General features: G+C 41.4%; 19 protein-coding genes. 16 read left to right on the top strand and 3 right to left on the bottom strand.

Going from position 1 to position 22,135, the window contains the following annotated elements:
- The first annotated feature begins 3 nt into the window (after nucleotides 1–3).
- The 7 genes from PROVRUST_RS11375 (at nucleotide 4) to gcvP (ending at nucleotide 9,696) form a co-directional block, all read left to right on the top strand.
- Complete coding sequence (locus PROVRUST_RS11375; RefSeq protein ID WP_006814965.1) at nucleotides 4–582, top strand: YecA/YgfB family protein; 579 nt, start codon at nucleotides 4–6, stop codon at nucleotides 580–582.
- Between the two features lie 169 nt (nucleotides 583–751).
- Nucleotides 752–2,068, top strand: coding sequence for a Xaa-Pro aminopeptidase (pepP, locus tag PROVRUST_RS11370; protein WP_006814964.1), 1,317 nt, complete (start codon nucleotides 752–754; stop codon nucleotides 2,066–2,068).
- Between the two features lie 41 nt (nucleotides 2,069–2,109).
- On the top strand, nucleotides 2,110–3,288 hold the full coding sequence (gene ubiH, locus PROVRUST_RS11365; protein ID WP_006814963.1) for a 2-octaprenyl-6-methoxyphenyl hydroxylase: 1,179 nt from the start codon (nucleotides 2,110–2,112) through the stop codon (nucleotides 3,286–3,288).
- A 25-nt stretch (nucleotides 3,289–3,313) separates the two neighbouring features.
- Nucleotides 3,314–4,543, top strand: coding sequence for an FAD-dependent 2-octaprenylphenol hydroxylase (ubiI, locus tag PROVRUST_RS11360; RefSeq protein ID WP_006814962.1), 1,230 nt, complete (start codon nucleotides 3,314–3,316; stop codon nucleotides 4,541–4,543).
- Between the two features lie 491 nt (nucleotides 4,544–5,034).
- Nucleotides 5,035–6,129, top strand: a complete 1,095-nt coding sequence (gene gcvT / locus PROVRUST_RS11355) for a glycine cleavage system aminomethyltransferase GcvT (protein WP_006814961.1) — start codon at nucleotides 5,035–5,037, stop codon at nucleotides 6,127–6,129.
- 59 nt (nucleotides 6,130–6,188) lie between these two features.
- Nucleotides 6,189–6,581 carry a glycine cleavage system protein GcvH gene (gene gcvH / locus PROVRUST_RS11350; protein ID WP_006814960.1) on the top strand — a complete coding sequence of 131 codons (393 nt, stop codon included), beginning with the start codon at nucleotides 6,189–6,191 and terminating at the stop codon, nucleotides 6,579–6,581.
- Nucleotides 6,582–6,819: 238 nt separating this feature from the next.
- Complete coding sequence (gene gcvP / locus PROVRUST_RS11345; RefSeq protein ID WP_039855125.1) at nucleotides 6,820–9,696, top strand: aminomethyl-transferring glycine dehydrogenase; 2,877 nt, start codon at nucleotides 6,820–6,822, stop codon at nucleotides 9,694–9,696.
- A 66-nt stretch (nucleotides 9,697–9,762) separates the two neighbouring features.
- Here gcvP and PROVRUST_RS11340 read toward each other — a convergent pair whose 3' ends face one another.
- Both PROVRUST_RS11340 and ygfZ read right to left on the bottom strand, forming a co-directional pair.
- Nucleotides 9,763–10,383, bottom strand: a complete 621-nt coding sequence (locus tag PROVRUST_RS11340) for an HD domain-containing protein (protein ID WP_006814958.1) — start codon at nucleotides 10,381–10,383, stop codon at nucleotides 9,763–9,765.
- 11 nt (nucleotides 10,384–10,394) lie between these two features.
- Entirely contained in the window at nucleotides 10,395–11,378 is a 984-nt protein-coding gene (gene ygfZ, locus PROVRUST_RS11335; protein WP_006814957.1) for a tRNA-modifying protein YgfZ, read from the bottom strand.
- 346 nt (nucleotides 11,379–11,724) lie between these two features.
- Between ygfZ and sdhE the strand changes: the two genes are divergently transcribed.
- Together sdhE and PROVRUST_RS11325 are read left to right on the top strand one after the other, a co-directional pair.
- Nucleotides 11,725–11,991, top strand: coding sequence for an FAD assembly factor SdhE (gene sdhE, locus PROVRUST_RS11330; protein ID WP_039855432.1), 267 nt, complete (start codon nucleotides 11,725–11,727; stop codon nucleotides 11,989–11,991).
- The gene (locus PROVRUST_RS11325) at nucleotides 11,972–12,382 is read left to right on the top strand and encodes a protein YgfX (RefSeq protein WP_006814955.1); all 411 of its coding nucleotides are present in this window, start codon (nucleotides 11,972–11,974) and stop codon (nucleotides 12,380–12,382) included. The genes sdhE and PROVRUST_RS11325 overlap by 20 nt, the downstream gene beginning before the upstream one ends.
- A gap of 26 nt (nucleotides 12,383–12,408) precedes the next feature.
- Here the strand turns inward: PROVRUST_RS11325 and fldB are convergent, their stop codons facing one another.
- Nucleotides 12,409–12,927 carry a flavodoxin FldB gene (gene fldB, locus PROVRUST_RS11320; RefSeq protein ID WP_006814954.1) on the bottom strand — a complete coding sequence of 173 codons (519 nt, stop codon included), beginning with the start codon at nucleotides 12,925–12,927 and terminating at the stop codon, nucleotides 12,409–12,411.
- Between the two features lie 116 nt (nucleotides 12,928–13,043).
- Between fldB and xerD the strand changes: the two genes are divergently transcribed.
- The 7 genes from xerD to PROVRUST_RS11285 form a co-directional block, all read left to right on the top strand.
- Nucleotides 13,044–13,946, top strand: a complete 903-nt coding sequence (xerD, locus tag PROVRUST_RS11315; RefSeq protein WP_006814953.1) for a site-specific tyrosine recombinase XerD — start codon at nucleotides 13,044–13,046, stop codon at nucleotides 13,944–13,946.
- 15 nt (nucleotides 13,947–13,961) lie between these two features.
- Nucleotides 13,962–14,663, top strand: coding sequence for a bifunctional protein-disulfide isomerase/oxidoreductase DsbC (dsbC, locus tag PROVRUST_RS11310; protein ID WP_006814952.1), 702 nt, complete (start codon nucleotides 13,962–13,964; stop codon nucleotides 14,661–14,663).
- A 9-nt stretch (nucleotides 14,664–14,672) separates the two neighbouring features.
- Nucleotides 14,673–16,406 (top strand): single-stranded-DNA-specific exonuclease RecJ, encoded by a 1,734-nt coding sequence (recJ, locus tag PROVRUST_RS11305; protein WP_006814951.1) that lies wholly within the window; start codon nucleotides 14,673–14,675, stop codon nucleotides 16,404–16,406.
- A 126-nt stretch (nucleotides 16,407–16,532) separates the two neighbouring features.
- Nucleotides 16,533–17,634, top strand: a protein-coding gene (gene prfB / locus PROVRUST_RS11300; RefSeq protein ID WP_119246378.1) for a peptide chain release factor 2 whose coding sequence is annotated in 2 segments (ribosomal slippage) — nucleotides 16,533–16,610 and nucleotides 16,612–17,634 — 1,101 coding nt in all. Because the reading frame shifts where the segments join, the coding sequence is not laid out codon by codon here.
- Nucleotides 17,635–17,641: 7 nt separating this feature from the next.
- Nucleotides 17,642–19,159, top strand: a complete 1,518-nt coding sequence (lysS, locus tag PROVRUST_RS11295) for a lysine--tRNA ligase (protein WP_006814949.1) — start codon at nucleotides 17,642–17,644, stop codon at nucleotides 19,157–19,159.
- Nucleotides 19,160–19,723: 564 nt separating this feature from the next.
- On the top strand, nucleotides 19,724–20,224 hold the full coding sequence (locus PROVRUST_RS11290) for a hypothetical protein (protein WP_006814948.1): 501 nt from the start codon (nucleotides 19,724–19,726) through the stop codon (nucleotides 20,222–20,224).
- The coding region (locus tag PROVRUST_RS11285; RefSeq protein ID WP_006814947.1) for a coiled-coil domain-containing protein at nucleotides 20,221–22,135 on the top strand (1,915 nt) is incomplete at its 3' end. The genes PROVRUST_RS11290 and PROVRUST_RS11285, both read left to right, overlap by 4 nt.

Here is a 22,135-nt window from a genome sequence, read left to right as displayed (position 1 = left end):
CAGATGTCTATACAAAAATCTTTACCAAATTATGACTCGTTGGACAAACTACTCCAACAGCACTCAATCGCACTCACTGCCGCAGAAATCCACGGTCTAATTACGGGATTAATTTGTGGTGGAAGCCGTGAAAATGGCTGGCAAACGCTAGTTCATGACCTGGCTAATGATGGTTTAGCGTTTCCTCAAACTGTAGCTCAGCCATTACGAGAGCTGTTTGATTCTACATTTGAAGCACTTGATGACAGTGAATTTGCTTTTAATATGCTATTCCCTCATGAAGACGCTTCCGTGTTTGATCATGCAGACGCTCTTGCAGGTTGGGTTAATCACTTTCTGTTAGGTATTGGAGTGTCTCACTCAAAACTCATGGAGCAAAAAGAAATTGCGGAGGTTATCACTGATTTACGCAATATTGGCATGCTGGGTTATGATGAAGAAGAAGACCAAGAAGAGCTAGAGCAAGCATTAGAAGAGGTTGTTGAATACGTTAGAGTTGCAGTTCAGCTCTGTTACATTGCTCTGGTCGAGCCAAATAAAGTGCCAACAGTAGTTGAGAACAAGAAACCTATTCTCCACTAATCCATAAATATCGCATCATTGTTTTTGACCGTAGCGTTCTCTTATTTAATAGAGAGCAATATGGTCAAGGCTTTGATTCATCCAATTTGACGCGATTGCTATTTGATTATTTTGTTTAACATCAAGTAGGCAACCAATCTAATCACTCAGATAATAAGGCAATAACGGTATGAATAAGCAGGAATTTATTTCTCGTCGTAATGCATTATTGGCAAAAATGGCGCCCGCAAGTGCAGCCATAATTTTTTCAGCACCAGAAGCTCAGCGCAATGCAGATTGTGAATATCCCTATCGTCAGCACAGTGACTTCCTGTATTTGACTGGATTTAGTGAGCCAGAAGCAGTTTTGGTGTTGATTAAGAGTGATGAAAAACATAGCCATACTGTTCTTTTTAACCGTGTCCGTGATTTAACCGCAGAAATTTGGTTTGGTCGACGTTTAGGGCAAGAAGCAGCTCCTGAAAAACTGGGTATTGATAAAGCGCTGCCTTTTGATGAGGTTGGCGATCAGCTATACCAGCTATTGAATGGTTTAGACGTGGTCTACCATGCACAAGGAGAGTTTGCTTATGCTGATAAATTGGTTTTTTCCGCATTAGAGACTTTGCGACGAGGTAGTCGCCGTAATCTAAAAGCACCACAAACTTTGATTGATTGGCGTCCAATAGTGCACGAAATGCGCCTATTTAAGTCAGATGAAGAAGTAAAATTGATGCGCAAAGCCGGTGAAATATCTGCTTTGGCTCATATCCGAGCGATGAAAACTTGCCATCCAGGTATGTACGAATATCAGCTTTGTGGTGAAATTGAGTATGAATTTACTCGTCATGGTGCGCGCTTCCCATCTTATAACACCATTGTGGGAAGTGGGGAAAACGCCTGTATTTTACACTATACCGAAAATGAGTGTGAGATGAGAGATGGAGAGTTGGTGCTAATTGATGCCGGAGCTGAATTAGAAGGTTATGCTGGCGATATCACGCGGACTTTCCCTGTCAACGGTAAGTTTAGCCAAGAGCAGCGCGAAATTTATGACATTGTTCTGGCCGCCTTAAATAAGGCGTTGGAACTATACCGTCCGGGAATCAGCATCCATGAGGTAACACGTCAAATCATCCGTATTAAAACCGAAGGTTTAGTGGAACTTGGTATTTTGCAGGGCGACGTCGATCAGTTGATCGAAAACAAAGCTTATCAGCCATTTTTTATGCATGGTTTAAGCCATTGGCTAGGTTTAGATGTCCATGATGTCGGTTTTTATGGTGTTGAAAGAGACCGCATCCTTGAGCCGGGCATGGTATTAACGGTTGAGCCTGGATTATATATTGCACCTGATGCTGATGTACCTCCTCAATATCGAGGGATTGGGGTACGGATCGAGGATGATATTTTGATCACTGAAAATGGCAATGAAAATCTGACAGACTTAGTGGTTAAAGATCCTGATGAAATTGAAGCCCTAATGGCTCAAGCGAAAAATGCTTAAATGAAGCAGTAAGAGTAACAATAGAAGGTAATAAACAACCTATGAATGTGATTATTGTTGGTGGTGGAATGGCGGGGGCGACGTTAGCTCTGGCGATTTCGTCGCTAAGCCAAGGCAAGGTATCGGTATCATTGATTGAAGCCTCATTACCGGAAGGAAAGCATCCAGGTTTTGATGCGAGGGCGATTGCTCTCGCTCATGGGACATGCCAGTATCTATCGTCGATAGGTATTTGGCCTGCTTTTGCTGACTGCGTTACGCCAATTAATCACGTTCATGTTTCGGATAGAGGCCATGCGGGGTTTGTCAATATTCAAGCGAAAGACTATCACATTGCTGAATTAGGTAATGTGATTGAACTGCATGAGGCTGGAACTCGATTATTTTCTTTATTACGTAAAGCGCCAGGCGTGACCGTACATTGCCCTGCTAAAGTTGAACAGGTTGAACGCTCACTCGAGAGTGTCACTGTCACCTTAGATAATGGAAATAAACTTACTGGTGAGCTGCTGGTTGCTGCGGATGGGAGTCGTTCTGCGATTGGGCAAGCTTGTAAGATGCAATGGCAACAAGAGGATTATGGTCAAGTCGCTATTATTGCAAACGTTAAAACTGCGATCGATCCTCAAGGGCGCGCATTTGAGCGCTTCACTGAATTTGGTCCCTTAGCATTACTACCAATGTCTGAAGGTCGTAGCTCGTTGGTATGGTGCCATCATCAAGAACATGCGGATGTCATTAATGCTTGGGACGATAAAACCTTTATTCATAAGCTACAACAAGCGTTTGGTTGGCGATTAGGTGAAATAACCCAAGCCGGCAAACGAAACTGTTATCCTCTTATTCTCAGAAAAGCCCTGAATCCCGTGAGTCATCGAGTGGTGTTAGTCGGTAATGCGGCACAAACACTGCACCCTATCGCTGGACAAGGTTTTAACCTTGGGATCCGCGATGTGGTAGAACTTGCAGAGCTGGTGGTTAAGGCGCATGAAAATCAACAGGATATTGGTTGTTATTCACTATTAAGTCAGTACCAACAAATTCGTGCTCAAGATCGCGACAAAACAGTCACGATGACGGATGGTTTGGTTCGTCTATTCGCCAATCGCTGCTTACCGTTGACGGTAGGGCGTAATCTTGGCTTGATGGCGATGGAAATGTTACCGCCAGTACGTGATCTTTTAGCCCGTCAGACACTTGGCTGGGTTGCACACAAATAACCACGAAACAAAGAGGAATAAAAATATGCAATCGTTTGATGTGGTTATCGCTGGTGGCGGCATGGTTGGACTTGCTCTAGCTTGCGGTTTAGAAGGCAGTGGCTTGCGTATTGCTATCATAGAAAACCATCCACCTAAACATAGATTTTCAGACTCAGACCCTTATTCATTGCGGGTATCGGCAATCAATGCTGCCAGTGAGAAGTTATTAACCCATTTAGGGGTTTGGCCCACTATTCAAGGGATGAGAGCTGCACCTTATTCTGGGATGGAAGTGTGGGATAACCATAGTTTTGGACGTATTTCATTTTCAGCTCAGCAGCAGAATGTATCGCATTTAGGGCACATCGTTGAAAACAATATTGTACGTGATGCCTTATGGCATAAAGCATCCCAGCTTCGGGATGTCACATTATTAGCGCCATCAACCATTAAAAAAGTCGTCTGGGGAGAGAATGATGTATTTATCACTCTAGAGGATGACAATATGCTCACTGCGCGTTTAATTGTTGGTGCGGATGGAGCAAATTCTTGGTTGCGTAGCCATGCGGATATTCCATTAACTTTTTGGGATTATGAACATACTGCATTAGTCGCAACAATAAGAACTGAACGTCCACATGAAGGTGTGGCTCGTCAGGCATTTAATGGGGAAGGCATACTCGCGTTTTTACCACTAGCTGACCCTCATTTATGCTCAATTGTTTGGTCTCAACCTAATTTAGCCGCAGCGCGTCGCCAAGATTTAGAGAAGCTCGATTTTGAAAAAGAATTGACCGTAGCTTTTGATGCTAATTTGGGAATGTGTCAATTAGAGAGTGAGCGCCTAACAATCCCATTAACTGGGCGCTATGCCCGCCAATTTGCAGCCCAGCGCTTGGCATTACTTGGTGATGCGGCTCATACCATCCATCCTCTTGCTGGACAAGGGGTAAACCTAGGCTTTATGGATGTGGCAATGTTGATTGGTGAAATTAAGCGATTGCATCGTGAAGGGAAGGATTTTGGTCAATATTTCTATTTACGTGATTATGAACGTAGCCGAAAACATAGCGCAGCATTGATGTTGGCAGGTATGCAAGGTTTCCGTGAGTTATTCGAGGGCAATAACCCCGCTAAGAAGTTATTGCGAGATATTGGGTTGGTTCTGGCGGATAGCCTACCGGGTATAAAACCGCAGTTATTGAACCATGCCATGGGGTTATCTGATATGCCGAAATGGTTGCAAAAATTACCGGCTGATAACCTACTATAGATTTTTCTCATCAACGATTAAAACCTGAAAGCACATATTAACTTTCAGGTTTTTTTTATTTCAATTGTCATCATTATTTGATGATATCTCATCTTCATATCTATTTTTCACTGATTATTCCACTTGAAAAAAACTAATTATACGCATTTTTCGGATTACTTTTTCTAATTCGGCGCTCTGTATATTCCTGAAGATTTTTTTAATATGAAAAATTTATTGATGACAATGTAACCAGTTATTGGCTGAATATATGTGGATTGAGTGATCGTTCTCAATTATTTAACAAAAATAGCTGGATAATTGGTGGCGCAATCAGTAATACAGAAGGGAAGTCACCCTATTTTTTTTTATAGCATTCTATTTTGAGTGCCACTGGTTTTGAATCAAATCGACTGGTTTGCGTCTTGTGGAATAGTTATCAGATATTTGATGTTGCCGCTTAATTCACAACGCAATCACCCTATCAAACAAATAATGTAAAGAGGGTATTCATGGTAAAGCAAACGACGCTATATGATGAGCATATAGCCTGTGGCGCAAAGATGGTGGATTTCCATGGCTGGATGATGCCATTGCACTATGGTTCGCAAATCAACGAACATAATATTGTCCGAACCGATGCAGGGATGTTTGATGTCTCTCATATGACAATTGTTGATTTACATGGCGAAGGCTGCCGTGATTTCCTCCGCTATCTCCTCGCAAATGATATTGCAAAGTTAACCATCAAAGGCAGAGCACTTTATACAGGAATGCTGAATGCGTCCGGTGGCGTAATTGATGACTTGATTGTTTACTATCTCGATGATGATTTCTACCGTTTAGTGGTCAATTCAGCGACTCGTGAAAAAGACTTAGAATGGATTGAAGAGCACGCAAAAGGTTATGCTGTTGAAATTACCGTTCGTGATGATTTGGCATTATTAGCCGTTCAAGGGCCACATGCCCAACAAAAAGTCCATTCTCTACTGACCGATGCACAGTGTGCTGCGATTCAAGATATGAAGCCATTTTATGGTGTACAAACGGGTGACCTGTTTGTGGCAACTACGGGGTATACCGGTGAGAAAGGCTATGAAATCGCGATGCCAAAGGAACAGGTGGTTGAATTTTGGCGTAAGCTGTTAAACGCAGGCGTTCATCCAGCCGGATTAGGTGCTCGTGATACGCTGCGTCTTGAGGCAGGAATGAATCTTTATGGGCAGGATATGGATGAGAGTATTTCGCCATTAGCTGCCAACATGGGCTGGACGATTGCTTGGGAACCTCAAGATAGACAGTTTATTGGTCGTGAAGCGCTGGAAAAACTGCGGGAGCAAGGAACCGAAAAATTAGTCGGTATTGTGATGCGTGAAAAAGGTATTTTGCGTGCAGAACAAGTCATTCGTTTTACTGACGAATTAGGCAAGTTACAGCAAGGTGTCATTACCAGCGGAACATTTTCGCCGACTTTAGGTTTTAGTATCGCGTTAGCACGTGTGCCAAACGATATTCAAAGTAGTGCAATTGTTGAGATTCGCCATCGGGAAATGCCGGTTGAAGTAGTTAAACCGGGCTTCGTTCGCGAAGGTAAACCTTTAGTTTAGTTTTACAATACAACGATATTCTTAAAAACAAATTCTCAGAATGAAAAGAGAGGCAAAAGATGAGTAATGCTCCTAAAGAATTAAGATATACCCGTGAACATGAGTGGCTGCGTGATGAAGGTAATGGTGAATATACCGTGGGTATTACAGAACATGCCCAAGAAACATTAGGTGACATGGTATTTGTTGATCTGCCGACTGTGGGTGATGTGGTGAATGCTGGGGACGATTGCGCTGTTGTTGAATCGGTCAAAGCGGCTTCAGATATCTATGCGCCAATCAGTGGTGAAATTGTTGCTGTAAACAATGCATTAAGTGATTCTCCTGAGCTGGTGAATGAATCTCCATATCAAGAAGGTTGGATTTTCCGTATTAAGATGACGGATGATGCGCAACTGGCAGATTTGATAGATGCTCAAGGTTACCTTTCAATGATTGCTGCTGAAGAATAAAAATTTCTATTAATTTTACACAGTAGCAATACCGATTACGTCAGCTAGCCCTAGCCGCAGTGTGATTTTAGCCCCTAGGGATTAGCTGATTGTTGTCTAGCTACCCTGCAAATTATAGAGACAAGACTGAGGATTAGTTTCGATTAATCCACCAATCTCGCAGTTTATTAATAGGTTTTATCATCGCTAGAGTCTTATAACCTACGCTATGCATAGCAAACAGGATGGGAACACAGATATGTCGATGTCACTGAGTCAATTAGAGAACCGTTCAGAATTTATATCGCGTCACATTGGGTCTTCAGAACAACAAATAAAAACCATGTTAGGCACTGTTGGCGCGACCTCCCTCGATAACTTAATGGATAAAATTGTCCCTAAAGCCATCTTATTGCCCGAGCCACCACGAGTTGGTGGTGGGGCAACAGAACAAGAAGCGCTTGCTGAATTAAAGGGCATAGCCTCATTGAACAAGCGCTATAAAAGCTATATTGGAATGGGTTACGCTCCAGTGATACTTCCTCCGGTAATCCTCCGAAACTTATTAGAAAATCCAGGATGGTACACTGCATATACACCATACCAGCCAGAAGTTTCCCAAGGTCGTCTCGAGTCCCTCCTTAATTTTCAGCAACTTACGATTGATTTAACAGGCTTAGATTTAGCCTCTGCATCGTTGCTTGATGAAGCGACTGCCGCTGCCGAAGCGATGGCGATGGCAAAACGTATTAGTAAATTGAAAAATGCTGAGCGATTTTTCGTTGCGGATGATGTACACCCTCAAACCTTAGATGTGGTTCGTACCCGTGCTGGTACATTTGGTTTTGAAATTATTGTCGATAGCGCAGATAAAGTGCTGGAACATGAAGGGGTATTCGGTGCATTGCTACAGCAGGTTGGCACAACAGGAAATATCCACGACTATAGTGCATTATTTTCGAAGCTAAAAGAGAAGCAGATTGTCAGTTGTGTTGCTGCGGATATGATGGCATTGGTACTGCTGACTGCGCCAGCAAAACAAGGAGCCGATATTGTTTTCGGTTCAGCACAACGTTTTGGTGTACCTATGGGCTACGGTGGGCCTCATGCTGCATTCTTTGCCTGTAAGGATGAGTTCAAACGGGCAATGCCGGGACGGATTATCGGGGTTTCCCGTGATGCTGCGGGGCATACAGCACTGCGTATGGCGATGCAAACCCGTGAACAACATATTCGTCGTGAAAAAGCGAACTCTAACATTTGTACCTCACAAGTTTTACTTGCCAATATTGCTGCAATGTATGCGGTTTACCATGGTCCTGAAGGATTAAAAATTATTGCTGGGCGTATTCATCGTTTCAGTTCTATTTTTGCTAAAGCATTAATTGAAGCGGGTGTTTCTCTGCGCCACAAAACGTGGTTCGATACGCTAACAATCGAAGTCGCAGATAAAGCCGCAGTATTAACTCGTGCAGAGAAAGCAAATCTAAACCTGCGCACTGATATCCATGGGGCGGTTGGTGTGACTTTCAGTGAAGTAACTACCCGACAAGATTTGAACCAACTGTTTTGGGTGATTACAGGCAATGAGCAAAAACTTGATTTCGAAAAATTAGACAAGCAAGTTTCTGAAGGTACCAGTTCTATTCCTGCGGCCATGTTACGCGACGATGTTATTTTATCTCATCCAAACTTCCATCGTTATCATAGCGAAACGGAAATGATGCGCTACATGCATAGCCTTGAGCGTAAAGATTTAGCGTTGAATCAAGCGATGATCCCACTGGGTTCTTGTACCATGAAATTGAATGCCTCTGCGGAGATGATCCCGATTACATGGCCTGAATTTGGCGAGCTTCATCCATTCTGTCCACCAGATCAAGCTCAGGGTTATCATCAAATGATTGAGCAGCTTTCTCATTGGTTGGTGCAATTGACAGGCTATGACGCGGTTTGTATGCAACCAAACTCTGGGGCACAAGGAGAGTATGCGGGGCTTTTAGCGATTCGCCGTTACCATGAAAGCCGTAATGAAGGTGATCGTAATATTTGCTTGATCCCAGCCTCAGCTCACGGAACTAACCCAGCTTCTGCTCATATGGCTGGAATGGAGGTGGTGGTTGTACGCTGTGATGATGAAGGTAATATTGACCTTGTTGATTTACGAGAAAAAGCACAAGAACACAGCGCTGTACTATCTTGCGTGATGGTGACATATCCTTCCACTCACGGAGTTTATGAAGAGAGCATTCGTGAAGTTTGTGAGATCATTCATCAATATGGTGGACAGGTTTATTTAGATGGTGCGAACATGAACGCGCAGGTGGGGCTCACTACTCCGGGCTTTATTGGCGCGGATGTATCCCACCTGAACTTACACAAAACATTTTGTATTCCTCATGGTGGTGGTGGGCCTGGTATGGGACCTATCGGTGTGAAAAAACATTTAGCACCGTTTGTTCCGGGTCACTCTGTAGTCACTCAAGAAATGTTAACGGAGCAAGGTGCCGTTTCTGCTGCACCATTTGGTAGTGCATCGATTCTGCCAATTAGCTGGATGTACATCCGCATGATGGGCTCTCATGGGTTAAGAAAAGCTAGCCAAGTTGCTATTTTAAACGCTAACTATATTGCGAAGCGCTTATCAAGCCGCTACGACATTCTGTATACAGGGCAAGAGGGTTATGTAGCACATGAATGCATCGTTGATTTACGCCCGATTAAGAAAGACACGGGAATTAGTGAATTAGATATTGCGAAGCGTTTAATTGACTATGGTTTCCATGCGCCAACTATGTCATTCCCAGTAGCCGGTACGTTGATGATTGAGCCAACAGAATCAGAAAGTATCGTTGAAATTGATCGTTTTATCGATGCAATGCTAGCGATCCGCGATGAAATTGATTTGGTGGTTCAAGGTCAATGGCCACTAGAAGATAACCCGTTGGTAAATGCGCCTCATGTACAAACTGAGCTGGCGGAAGAGTGGAGCCATACTTATAGCCGTGAGCTAGCTGTGTTCCCATCTCATGCAACTAAGGTTAATAAATACTGGCCAGCAGTGAAGCGTCTTGATGATGTCTATGGCGACCGCCACTTACATTGTTCTTGTGTACCCATTGAAGATTATATGTAATTAATATTCTTATCTTTTAATATGAAAACGCCAGACTGATATCTGGCGTTTTTTTTGAAGTAAAAATTACAACAGCCATCCTTTCTGATGGGCTTGTTCCAACTGAGATTTTAACTGTAGCCAAAATTCAGGAAGAATTTGCTGGATGTAATCGCATTTACTGAATACTTGTTCAAGGCGAATATGGTTTTCAACCCAGCTTTGTCCCTGATTGTGTAAATTCAATAGCATTGGCATCGCTCTATCGATGGCATTAGCATACTTAGATTCCAATGTTTCAACTGCATCATACTCATTCCAAAGAGCTAAAAATTCAGCGTTTTGTGGGCTTGGCAGTAGGTTGAAAATACGATTTGCAGCTTTGACCTCTTCATCGTGAATGGCTTCACGGGCAGCATTATCGAATACCAGTACATCGCCAGCATCAATCTCGACAATGTCATGGATCAGCGCAAGTTTAATGGCTCGCTCTACATTAACACCGGGCACATAGGGTGCAAAAGTCATCGCGGCAACAGCAAATTGCCAGCTATGTTCCGCCGTATTTTCATGACGCTCACGGTTTAATAGTTTATTTTTACGATAAATACTTTTCAGTTTATCGAGTTCCATTAAAAATTGGATGACTTCGGTAAAAGCCCCAAAATTCAAAACCTCTAGTGGCTTAGTACCTGATGCAGATGACATAAAAACCTCAATTATTTTTCTTCTAATGAATATGGGAGTGGGGCAATGGTGAGTTTACTTTGCTCATCACCAAGAATACGGAAAACGCTATCTGCTTCCATATCATTATTCATAATAATTTGGATACTGAGCTCGCCATTACCTAAACGCACTGCCGCAAGTACGGTACCTGTACGACGCCAGTTTTCACCTAGCTGCCATTCAACGCCTTCACCTATAACAGGAAGTGTTGAACCTGTTCCTATTAGCCAATACATAGCTCGCTTATTGGCTCCGCGGAATTTAGCTCGAGCCACCATTTCTTGGCCGGTATAGCAACCTTTTTGAAAGCTAATACCGTGTGGAAGTGCTTGTAAGTTAGCTGCTTGAGGAAGGTGTTGCCCGCTATTTTCTTGATCAATAACGGCAAAACCAGCTGCAATTTCTAATGCTAACCATTGAGAATCGGCTACGTGAATAGCTTTTAAAGTATCTGAAATTTTTAGCGCAGTAGCATCATTTGTGATGAGTAGGAAGCGTTCGGCGGGTAAAGCAAAGTGCAGGATGGTCGTTTCACCATCAACAACTACTTGGTTTTGGTCATCGGGTAAGGAATTAAATACGGCTTCTAAAGCCTGTCTTGCTCCTTGCCCTGCTACACCTAGCAATTTAAGCTCTGGTTTTTTTTCAAAGGTAACTTTTGAAAAAACAGCGTATTTTTTTAGCTCAGCCAGCTGGATGTCACTGACACTGCGTCTTTCTATATAAGAGTAGCCATTTAAATGATGGAATAAACGTAGGTCACTCCACATTTTTCCCTTTGGGTCACAGTGGGCTGTTAGGGTATGAGCATGGCTGAGTGTGCTGATATCTGCGGTGACTTGCCCTTGCAGATATTTCTCGGCGTCGGCACCGTGAAGATGAATAAGTTCCCAGTTTTCCAGTGAAATCAAAACAAGTGGTAGGAACTGAGAAGCAAGAGGAAACTGTTGTGTATTATCTACTTCGGTCGTCATGATTTCACCCGTTGTTCTTTATCTGATAATGGTGCTTAATGGTAGAATAGCTAGATAACAATGCAAGCAGTTATTGTGAATTTTTCTTTATACTTCAATCAGTAGCTGCCTGTCTTTAGGTGAGAGTCTAGCAATCTAAGTAAACGCAAGAAACTCACTCTGTTATTATTCAACATTAGGGCACAAATAGTTTGTAGAAAAACGGTATTTTACAACCTAAAATGCTAACTATGTAGAGTATGACATGTTTTATTGACTGATAATCTGATAGAGTATGTAAAATAATCAATCTTATCAGTTAACTGCATCAAAAGGTCGTAGTGAAATGGATAATGGACATAGTCAAATCGATATAAAAAATAAAGCACGGATTCATTGGGCTTGTAGGCGTGGCATGCGTGAGTTAGATATATCTATCATGCCGTTTTTTGAATATGAATATGACCAACTGACCGATGAAGATAAATATACTTTTGTGCGTCTGCTTGAATGTCCAGATCCAGACTTATTTAATTGGTTAATGAATCATGGGCGTCCGGATGACGAAAAGTTGTTTAATATGATTAAGCTGATTCAGGAAAAAAATAAAAATCGTGGTCCTGTGGAAATCTAATCTCGCCATCTCATGGAAAACTCAGCTTTTTTCGACCTGTTTTCATGGGGTAACAGGCATTCTATTGCTTGTTGCACCATGGCAGCCTGGTAATTCAATGATTTGGTTGCCATTATTAGTTGTACTTGTAGCCAGTTGGGCTAAAAGTCAAAAAAATATCAGTAAAGTGAAAGGTGTCGCTGTACTGGTCAATGGTAATAAATTTCAATGGAAGAAAAATGAGTGGGAAATTGTAAAAACGCCATGGTGTAGCCGGTTCGGTATTTTACTGACGTTGAATGCACTACAGGGTAAACCCCGAAAATTGCGTTTATGGATTGCGAAAGATGCGCTTTCAGAAGAAAATTGGCGTAACCTGAACCAATTATTACTGCAATATCCTGATATTTAATATTGCAGTGATTCAGTTTTAAATTATTAAAGGGCAGCTTCTATTTCTTGGAGAATCTGCTCGCACCAAATAGCGACTCTTTCATCGGTTTGCTCAAATTGGTTTACATCATCTAGTGCTAAACCGACAAACATTTTGCCATCTTCAGTTAATGGTTTTGGGCTTTCAAACTCATAACCATCAGTGGGCCAAAAACCAATAAATTGTGCTCCTGTCGGTTTGAGCTGATAGTAAAGCATGCCTAAAGCATCTAAAAACCATTCGCTATAGTCAACTTGATCACCCATGCCATACATAGCAACAATTTTGTTTGAAAGATTCAGTTTGGGAAGCGCTTCCCAAATAGCGAGCCAATCTTCTTGAATCTCACCGAAATCCCACGTAGGTATTCCCAAAATTAAAACATCATATTGTTCCATTAATTCGGGGGGGGTATCGTTAACGTTATGGAGGGTGACAAAATCATCACCAAGAATGTCACGGATTTTTTCTGCAACCATTTCGGTATAGCAGGTACTTGAACCGTAAAAAAGACCTATTTTCATATATTATTACTATATCCAGCTATGGTTTTCATCACGAGGAAAGTATTGTAACAGATGGGGCTACAATCAGGCATAATAGATTGTTGTGATAATAGAAATGAGGGGTAGGATCTGGAGTGGAAACTAAACAACTAAATCCGTTAATCGAACAGTTTCTTGATACAATTTGGCTGGAGCAAGATCTTGCTGAAAATACGTTAGCATCTTACCGTAATGACCTGCAATCTTTAGATCGTTGGTTAGATGCGCAACAGTTGCATCTGGAAAATGTTCAATCAATTGATTTACAATCCTTTTTAGCTGAACGAATTGATAGCGGCTATAAAGCGGCTAGCTCTGCACGTTTATTAAGTGCAATGCGTAGGCTATTTCAGTACCTATATCGTGAAAAAATTCGGCTTGATGACCCATCTGCTGTCATCGCCGCACCGAAAATCCCTCAGCGTTTACCGAAAGATTTGAGTGAAAAACAGGTAGAAGATTTATTGAATGCGCCAGCAACAGAAGATTCTCTTGAGCTGCGAGATAAAGCGATGCTTGAAGTATTATATGCTTGTGGTTTACGCGTTTCTGAATTGATCGGACTGACATTTTCGGATATCAGCTTACGTCAGGGTGTTATTCGAGTGGTGGGTAAAGGAGATAAAGAACGTTTGATTCCGTTAGGGGAAGAAGCGATCTATTGGGTCGAAAAATATCTAGAGTATGGTCGCCCCGACCTATTAAATGGCAAGGCCAGTGATGTTCTATTTCCCAGTAAACGTGGTACAAAAATGACCCGGCAAACATTTTGGCATCGTATAAAATATTATGCCGTTTTAGCCAATATTGATGGAGAATCGTTATCTCCTCACGTACTAAGACACGCATTTGCTACTCATTTATTGAATCATGGCGCGGACTTACGCGTAGTTCAGATGTTATTAGGTCATAGTGACCTTTCAACAACCCAAATTTACACGCATGTCGCTACTGAGCGGCTACGTACTTTACATGAGCAACATCATCCTAGGGGGTGATGTTAAAGGACAAATATGAAACGTAAATTACTCTTATTGGCTGCTTGTATTGCCTCTTTCACGGTGTCTGTATATGGAGCAACGGAAGAAAAACTGATCAAAGAGACATTGGCAAAATATGACATGCAGGTTGAGTCAATCAAGCCATCACCCATTGTTGGCTTAAATACCGTAGAAACAGATACCGGGGTTATTTATATCACTGACGATGGTAAATACCTGCTGCAAGGTCCTATCTATGATATGAGCGGTAAAGTACCACTGAATATTAGCAACCAACCACTTTTGAAGAAAATGGAAGCGCTAAAAAATGAAATGATTATATTCAAAGCGCCAAATGAGAAATATGTGGTTACTGTATTTACAGATATCAGCTGTGGTTATTGTAAGAAACTGCATGAAACAGTGGGTGAACTAAATAGCAAGGGAGTTACCGTTCGTTACCTTGCGTTCCCTCGCCAAGGTTTAAAAAGTGATACAGCAAAACAAATGGCATCAATTTGGTGTAATGGTTTACCTCAAGATGCGCTGAGTAAAGCATTTAAAGGGGATGAAGTCGCTATTATTGATAGCTGTAAAATTGATTTAGGGAACCATTTAAAATTGGGACAATTGTTTAAAGTGACAGGGACTCCAGCTATCGTGCTATCAAATGGGCAGGTGCTTCCCGGCTTTGTAAAACCTGATGATTTACTTCAATTACTCGAACAGAAATAGCCAATTATTGTGAATGTAGAAACTTTTTTACGTCAAAGAGAATTAACGGGTAATACTGGGGCCTTGTCTGATATCCCCGAACTATTACAACGTATTTATGCCTCCAGAGGGATCACGGATAGAACTCAATTGGAGCGTAAAGCCTCTCATCTTTTGAATTATCAATCTCTATCTGGGATTGATAATTCGCTAGACATACTCTATCGCGCATTAACCGAACATCAAAAAATCACCATTGTTGGGGATTTTGATGCGGATGGAGCTACGAGCACAGCACTGGCGATGCGTGCTTTAAAGGCAATGGGATATGCTAATTTAAACTATATTGTGCCAAATCGTTTTGAAAATGGGTATGGGTTGACGCCTCTGGTTGTAGACGAAGCCTATAAACAGGGAACCGACCTGATCATCACGGTGGATAACGGTATTTCATCCCATGAAGGAGTAGAAACTGCCCATCAATATGGTATGAAAGTGATTATTACGGATCACCATCTGCCGGGTGAAACCTTACCGAATGCGGATGCGATTATTAATCCCAATTTGCATGAATGCCAATTCCCCTCTAAATCGCTGGCTGGAGTGGGTGTTACTTTTTATTTGATGTCAGCGCTTAGAGCACATCTTCGTCAAGTAAAATGGTTTGAACAACAAGGAATAAGTGAACCTAATTTAGCAGAATATCTCGATTTAGTTGCTTTGGGGACTGTCGCCGATGTTGTTCCCCTTGATATGAATAATCGGATTTTAGTTCACCAAGGATTAAACCGTGTGAGAGCGGGGCGTTGCTGTGCGGGGATTAAAGCTCTGATTGAAGTTTCAAAACGAGATTCTTCACGATTGGTGGCAAATGACTTTGGTTTTGCACTAGGGCCCCGGCTCAATGCCGCAGGGCGGCTTGATGATATGTCTGTTAGCATTGAGCTGTTGCTGACTGATGATATGGCATATGCCCGTGAATTGGCGAATGAACTCGATGGCTTAAACCAAACTCGCCGCGATATAGAAGCGGGTATGCAGCAAGAAGCGTTAGTATTATTTAACAAAATTAATTATAGCGATAGCCAACTACCGAATGGCTTAGCGCTATATCATCCTGAATGGCACCAAGGTGTTGTTGGAATATTAGCTTCCCGCATAAAAGAGCAATTTCACCGGCCTGTTATCGCTTTTGCGCCCGCTGGCGATGGCATACTAAAAGGCTCTGGACGCTCAGTACAAGGTGTTCACATGCGTGATGCCCTCGAGCGGTTAAATACTTTACAGCCAGGGTTAATGCAAAAATTTGGGGGACATGCCATGGCTGCGGGGCTAAGTTTGGAAGAGCGTAAATTCGAAACGTTCAAATACCATTTTGAAAGTTTAATGGGTGAACTCATTCAGCCAGAGCAACTATCTGGTGTTATTTGGAGTGACGGCGAATTGCTGCGCAACCAATTTTCATTGGAAACAGCAGAGCTACTACGAGAAAGCGGACCATGGGGACAAGCGTTCCCAGAGCCTATATTTGATGGGCATTTCCAACTATTGCAGCAAAAAATAGTAGGCGAAAAACATTTAAAATTAATGTTAGAACCCGTCAATGGCGGGCCAATGTTAGATGGAATAATGTTTAATATTGATGTTCGCCGCTGGCCAGATAATAGTGTTAAAAAAGCAAAAATTGCCTTTAAGCTGGATGTGAATGAATTTAGAGGTCAAAAAAATGTCCAGCTAATGATTGAACATATTTGGCCGGAATAAAATGACAGCAGATTTCATGCAGAAATAGGGTAGCAACGCCCTATAAAACTGATAGGAATTCCGTTATACTAAACGGTTTGTGAAAGAAAATATTTATCTTTATTGATCAACTATAAGATAGCGAAAATGACGTTTGAAATAAACCCAGTAAAAAATAAGATTCAGGACCTGTCTGAACGGACAATGGTTCTGAGGGGGTATCTTTGACTATGATGCCAAGAAAGAACGCTTAGAAGAAGTTAACGCAGAACTTGAGCAGCCGGATGTCTGGAATGAACCAGAACGCGCTCAGGCACTAGGCAAAGAACGCTCCTCACTTGAGGCCATCGTGGATACGATTGACCAATTAGAGCAAGGTATTGAGGATGTTGAAGGGTTACTAGAGTTAGCGATAGAAGCTGATGACGAAGAAACGTTCAATGAAACGGATGCTGAATTAGAGCAGCTACAAGGTAAGTTAGAGCAACTTGAATTCCGTCGAATGTTCTCTGGTGAGTACGATAGTGCTAACTGTTATATTGACTTACAAGCTGGTTCTGGTGGTACTGAAGCGCAAGATTGGGCAAGTATGCTAATGCGTATGTACCTACGTTGGGCTGAGTCAAAAGGCTTCAAAACAGAAATTATTGAAGAGTCAGATGGTGATGTTGCAGGCTTAAAATCAGCCACAATAAAAATTATCGGTGACTATGCTTACGGATGGTTAAGAACAGAAACGGGAGTTCACCGTTTAGTCCGTAAAAGTCCATTTGACTCAGGCGGTCGTCGTCATACCTCCTTTAGTTCAGCGTTTATTTATCCTGAAGTTGATGATGATATTGATATCGAGATTAACCCTGCTGATTTACGTATCGATGTATACCGCGCCTCTGGTGCTGGTGGTCAGCACGTTAACAAAACTGAGTCAGCGGTACGTATTACCCATATACCGACAAATATTGTGACTCAGTGTCAAAACGACCGTTCGCAACATAAAAACAAAGATCAAGCCATGCGCCAGTTAAAAGCAAAGCTTTATGAACTGGAAATACAGAAAAAAAATGCAGATAAGCAAGCGATGGAAGAGAATAAATCGGACATTGGCTGGGGAAGTCAAATCCGTTCTTACGTCCTTGATGATGCAAGAATCAAAGATTTACGTACTGGTGTGGAAACGCGTAATACGCAAGCCGTACTGGATGGTGATTTGGATAAATTCATTGAAGCTAGTTTAAAAGCTGGCCTGTGAGGAAAAAATGTCTCAGGAACAACAGGGTGTGGAACAAGCTCCCGATTTGAATAACGAACTAAAAGTCCGTAAAGAAAAACTTGCTGCATTACGTGAAAAGGGTATCGCATTCCCTAATGATTTTCGTCGTGAAAATATTTCTGACAAGCTGCATGCTGAATTTGATGAAAAAACAGCAGAAGAGTTGGAAGACTTAAATATCGACGTTACCATCGCTGGCCGAATGATGACTCGCCGTATTATGGGGAAAGCCTCATTTGCAACATTACAAGATGTTGGCGGACGTATTCAGATTTATGTTTCTCGTGATGATCTGCCAGAAGGTGTGTATAACGAGCAGTTCAAAAAATGGGATTTAGGTGACATTTTAGGCGCTAAAGGTCGTTTGTTTAAAACTAAAACTGGCGAATTGACGGTTCACTGTCATGAAGTTCGTTTGCTGACCAAGGCTCTACGCCCATTACCAGACAAATTCCACGGGTTGTCCGATCAAGAAACGCGTTATCGTCAACGTTACTTAGATTTGATCGCGAATGATGAATCTCGTAACACATTTATCATCCGTTCTAAGATCTTAGCAGAAGTGCGCAACTTCATGGTAAGCCAAGGGTTTATGGAAGTTGAAACACCAATGATGCAAGTGATCCCTGGGGGGGCTTCTGCGCGTCCATTCGTGACACATCATAATGCGTTAGATATCGATATGTATCTGCGTATTGCTCCTGAGCTGTATCTGAAAAGATTAGTTGTGGGTGGCTTTGAACGTGTATTCGAAATTAACCGTAACTTCCGCAATGAAGGTCTATCTCCACGCCATAATCCAGAATTTACTATGATGGAACTGTATATGGCGTATGCGGATTATCGTGACTTAATTAAACTGACTGAAGATTTATTCCGTACTTTGACTCAGGAAGTGTTAGGCAATACGGTTGTTAAGTATGGCGAACAAGAGTTCGATTTTGGTAAACCATTTGCCAAATTAACTATGAAAGAAGCTATCTGTAAGTATCGTCCTGAAACGAATGTAGCAGACTTAGATGATATGGATAAAGCGGTAGCAATTGCTCAGTCTATTGGTATTAAGATTGAAAAGAGCTGGGGACTGGGTCGTATTCAGTGCGAAATTTTTGAAGAGGTAGCGGAAAGCCACTTAATTCAACCAACGTTTATCACTGAATACCCAGCTGAAGTTTCTCCGCTTGCACGTCGTAACGATGATAATCCATTCATCACAGACCGTTTTGAGTTCTTTATTGGTGGACGTGAAATTGGTAATGGCTTCTCTGAGTTAAACGATGCTGAAGACCAAGCTGAACGTTTCGCTGAGCAAGTTCGTCAAAAAGATGAAGGTGACGATGAAGCAATGTTCTATGATGAAGACTATGTTACCGCTTTAGAACATGGCCTACCACCAACAGCAGGCTTAGGTATTGGTATTGACCGTATGGTTATGCTGTTTACTAATAGCCATACTATTCGTGATGTGATTTTATTCCCTGCATTACGTCCTAGCAAAGCATAACAGTTTTCTATCGACACTCAGTATATTACTGAGTGTCGAATTATTTTTATAACTAAGTATTTTTATTTATAAAAATAGTTGCACTGAAATAGCTTGCTCATAAATACGAGCACTTATAAAAATCGAATAAAAGCGGATGGGTATCTCATTTTAGTTTAATACGATGTTATTTTATTAGTCTTGTAGCTCCTCCAAATAAACAGATATTTAATGATCAGATAACAAACTAAAATAAAAAATGAAAGTTTTTAGTGAGAGTATGTTATTGGTCTGTTGTTATTCTAGATTGGTAGTACACTCGAGAAGATTTACTTAATTAATGCGTAATAAATTTAGAAAATTCTGGTGAATTATCTCTTATTTAGGGTAATTGTTGGTATTAGTGTGTTGGAATAACTAAATTCTGGCGATTAAATTATTTTGATGCAAAATAACAAAACACTAAATTTATGCGGCGACTCTATTTCTCTATTGTGACTTATAGAAAATAGCTGATTTTTAGCTTACACTAGGTTTCTGGGACATCATAATAATAGCGAAGAAAAGTACTGTTAAGGTAACTATATGTTTTTAAATAAATTTAATGTTGCATCTTTACTTTTGGTAAGTACAGCATTTCTTGCAGGCTGCACGGCTAACCAAAGCTCAACGAATACTGCATCAATGAATAGTGAAAGTAAGCAAGCGGCAGTGAAAACTGAGCCTGTAGCGCAAGAAAAATCCGATAATTCTTATCCTGAATCCCAAAACATTTTAAATAATGCATTGGAGCGTTCTCCTAATGGTTTAGGGAAGCAAGGATCAGAAAATCTGAATGTGTGTATTAGAGAATTAAGTTCACTAAAAGCATTATCCCCTGAAGATTACAATCGCTTAGTGGGTTCATTCAAAGAAGTGAGTGATATTAACCAACTGTATAAGCAAATTGAAGCAACCGCTAGCCCAGATACTATTGAGCTATTACAGATGGCGATAGAATCTAAAACAAAAGTACTTTGCGCAAAAGTGCGTTATAGCGCTGTACTATCAACTGAATCTACTTTGCAGAAAATTAATGGATTATGAGACTTAACCTAAGGCTGTGTGTCTCTCTGGCACTGTTTTCGACATTTTATTCTCAAGTTTCCCATGCGGAACGTTTTAATAATGTCATTGATGATTTCGATTCTTACCTTCAATCAGAAAATGAAGGAAAAAAAACAAAGTCACTACCAGCAGAAGTGCCACTGAATATTAGTACACAGGCTCAAGGTTATGATGTTTTGGCTACGCTTTCCCCTGTTCCTGTAGCTAAGGAGAAAGAAAAGCGCCAAACCTCAACGGTTAAACAGCAAAAAATTAAAGAGAAAAAGAACGATAAACGTCCATTGAACACAGTGGTGGTATCTGAATCTCTAAAGATAAAAAGCGAAGAACAAATTAAGCCTTCAGAGACAGAAATAAGTACTGTCTCTGAAGTTTATCCATTAGCGACAAACACTCAATCTTATCAACCAATAATACTCTCATCCTATCCTAGCATATTCCAAAATAACCAATGGAATCCTAAATATTTGGCAAAAGATTTTGCTAAATACCAAGTTGTTCTTGATCCACTTGGTTTATATTCCACGAAATTTACTAAACAAGCAGGGATAGATAATTCTGCTTATCTTGCGCAATTGGCGAGTCTAATTGAGCAGCAGCAATTAAAGAATCTTTATAGGTTTGGTATTGCCCAAGGTATTGGTGAATTAATCTCGTACAATAATTTGTTAACGGATGGGCAGCTAGTTTCTCAACTGATACATCATAATAAGAGTGTTGCAGAATTAAATTACATTATTACCGAAAAGCAGTTTGCAATTGATAAATTAAATGAAGAGCTTGTTGCAAATAGACAGCAAATTGAACAATTGCAGGGTGTAGTTAAATCAGTTGATAACAAACTAATTGTCGATGAGTTAAATAAAGAATTAGTTAAAGTTAGAAAAGAAATTGCCGAAAAGCAAAATAATCTAACGGAACTTAGCGTAGAGAACAAACAGTCAAAGGAAACTATTCAACAGCTCGAAAAACAGCTGAGCGATGGTGTGGCCGAGTTTGCTAATGCAAAACAGCAATTAATAGAAAAAGATAAGTACGTCATTGATGCTAATCAGCGAATTGAACAGCTAACGACAGAAATTACTAAATTACAGTCTGACGCTCAACAGCAACTACAGCTTTCGGGTAAGACTGATGAGCAATTGAAGTTACTTAATGCAAACCTGCTAAAACAAGAAGAATTGTTAAAGCAGAAAGAAGAAGATTTCAAGTTAGCACAAACTCAAAAAAATGATGTTCAATTGGCGTTAAAACAGCAAGAAGATGTAGTGAAATCGCTTGAACAAAAAAACCAGCAGCTCACAGAACAAATACAACAAAAAAATAGTGTAGAAACCGATTTAACCGCGGCTCAGAAGCAATTGGCAGACGCGAAGGCACAATTACAGGCACAACAAACGCAAGCCGAGCAAAAATTGGCGTCATTGGGTGAATCCAGCGACAAACAAGTGAATACGCTGACCGTGCAGAATCAGCAACTGACAGCGCAATTGGCGGAAAAGGTGAAGCAGCATGAGGCGGCGCAAACGACACTGACGAAGCAAAATGCCGAATTAGCGCAGCAGCAAACGCAGCTAGCCCAGCAAAAAAGTGGGCTGGAAACCGATTTAACCGCGGCTCAGAAGCAATTGGCGGACGCGAAAGTACAATTACAAGCACAACAAACGCAAGCCGAGCAAAAATTGGTGTCATTGGGTGAATCCAGCGACAAACAAGTGAATACGCTGACCGCGCAGAATCAGCAACTCACAGCGCAATTGGCGGAAAAAGTGAAGCAGCATGAGGCGGCGCAAACGACGCTGGCGAAGCAAAATGCGGAATTAGCGCAGCAGCAAACGCAGCTAGCCCAGCAAAAAAGTGGACTGGAAACCGATTTAACCGCGGCTCAGA

The organism is Providencia rustigianii DSM 4541 (assembly GCF_000156395.1).
Lineage (GTDB): Bacteria > Pseudomonadota > Gammaproteobacteria > Enterobacterales > Enterobacteriaceae > Providencia > Providencia rustigianii.
The sequence above is the reverse complement of the archived record's forward strand: the minus strand, read 5'-3'. Positions and strand labels throughout refer to the sequence as shown.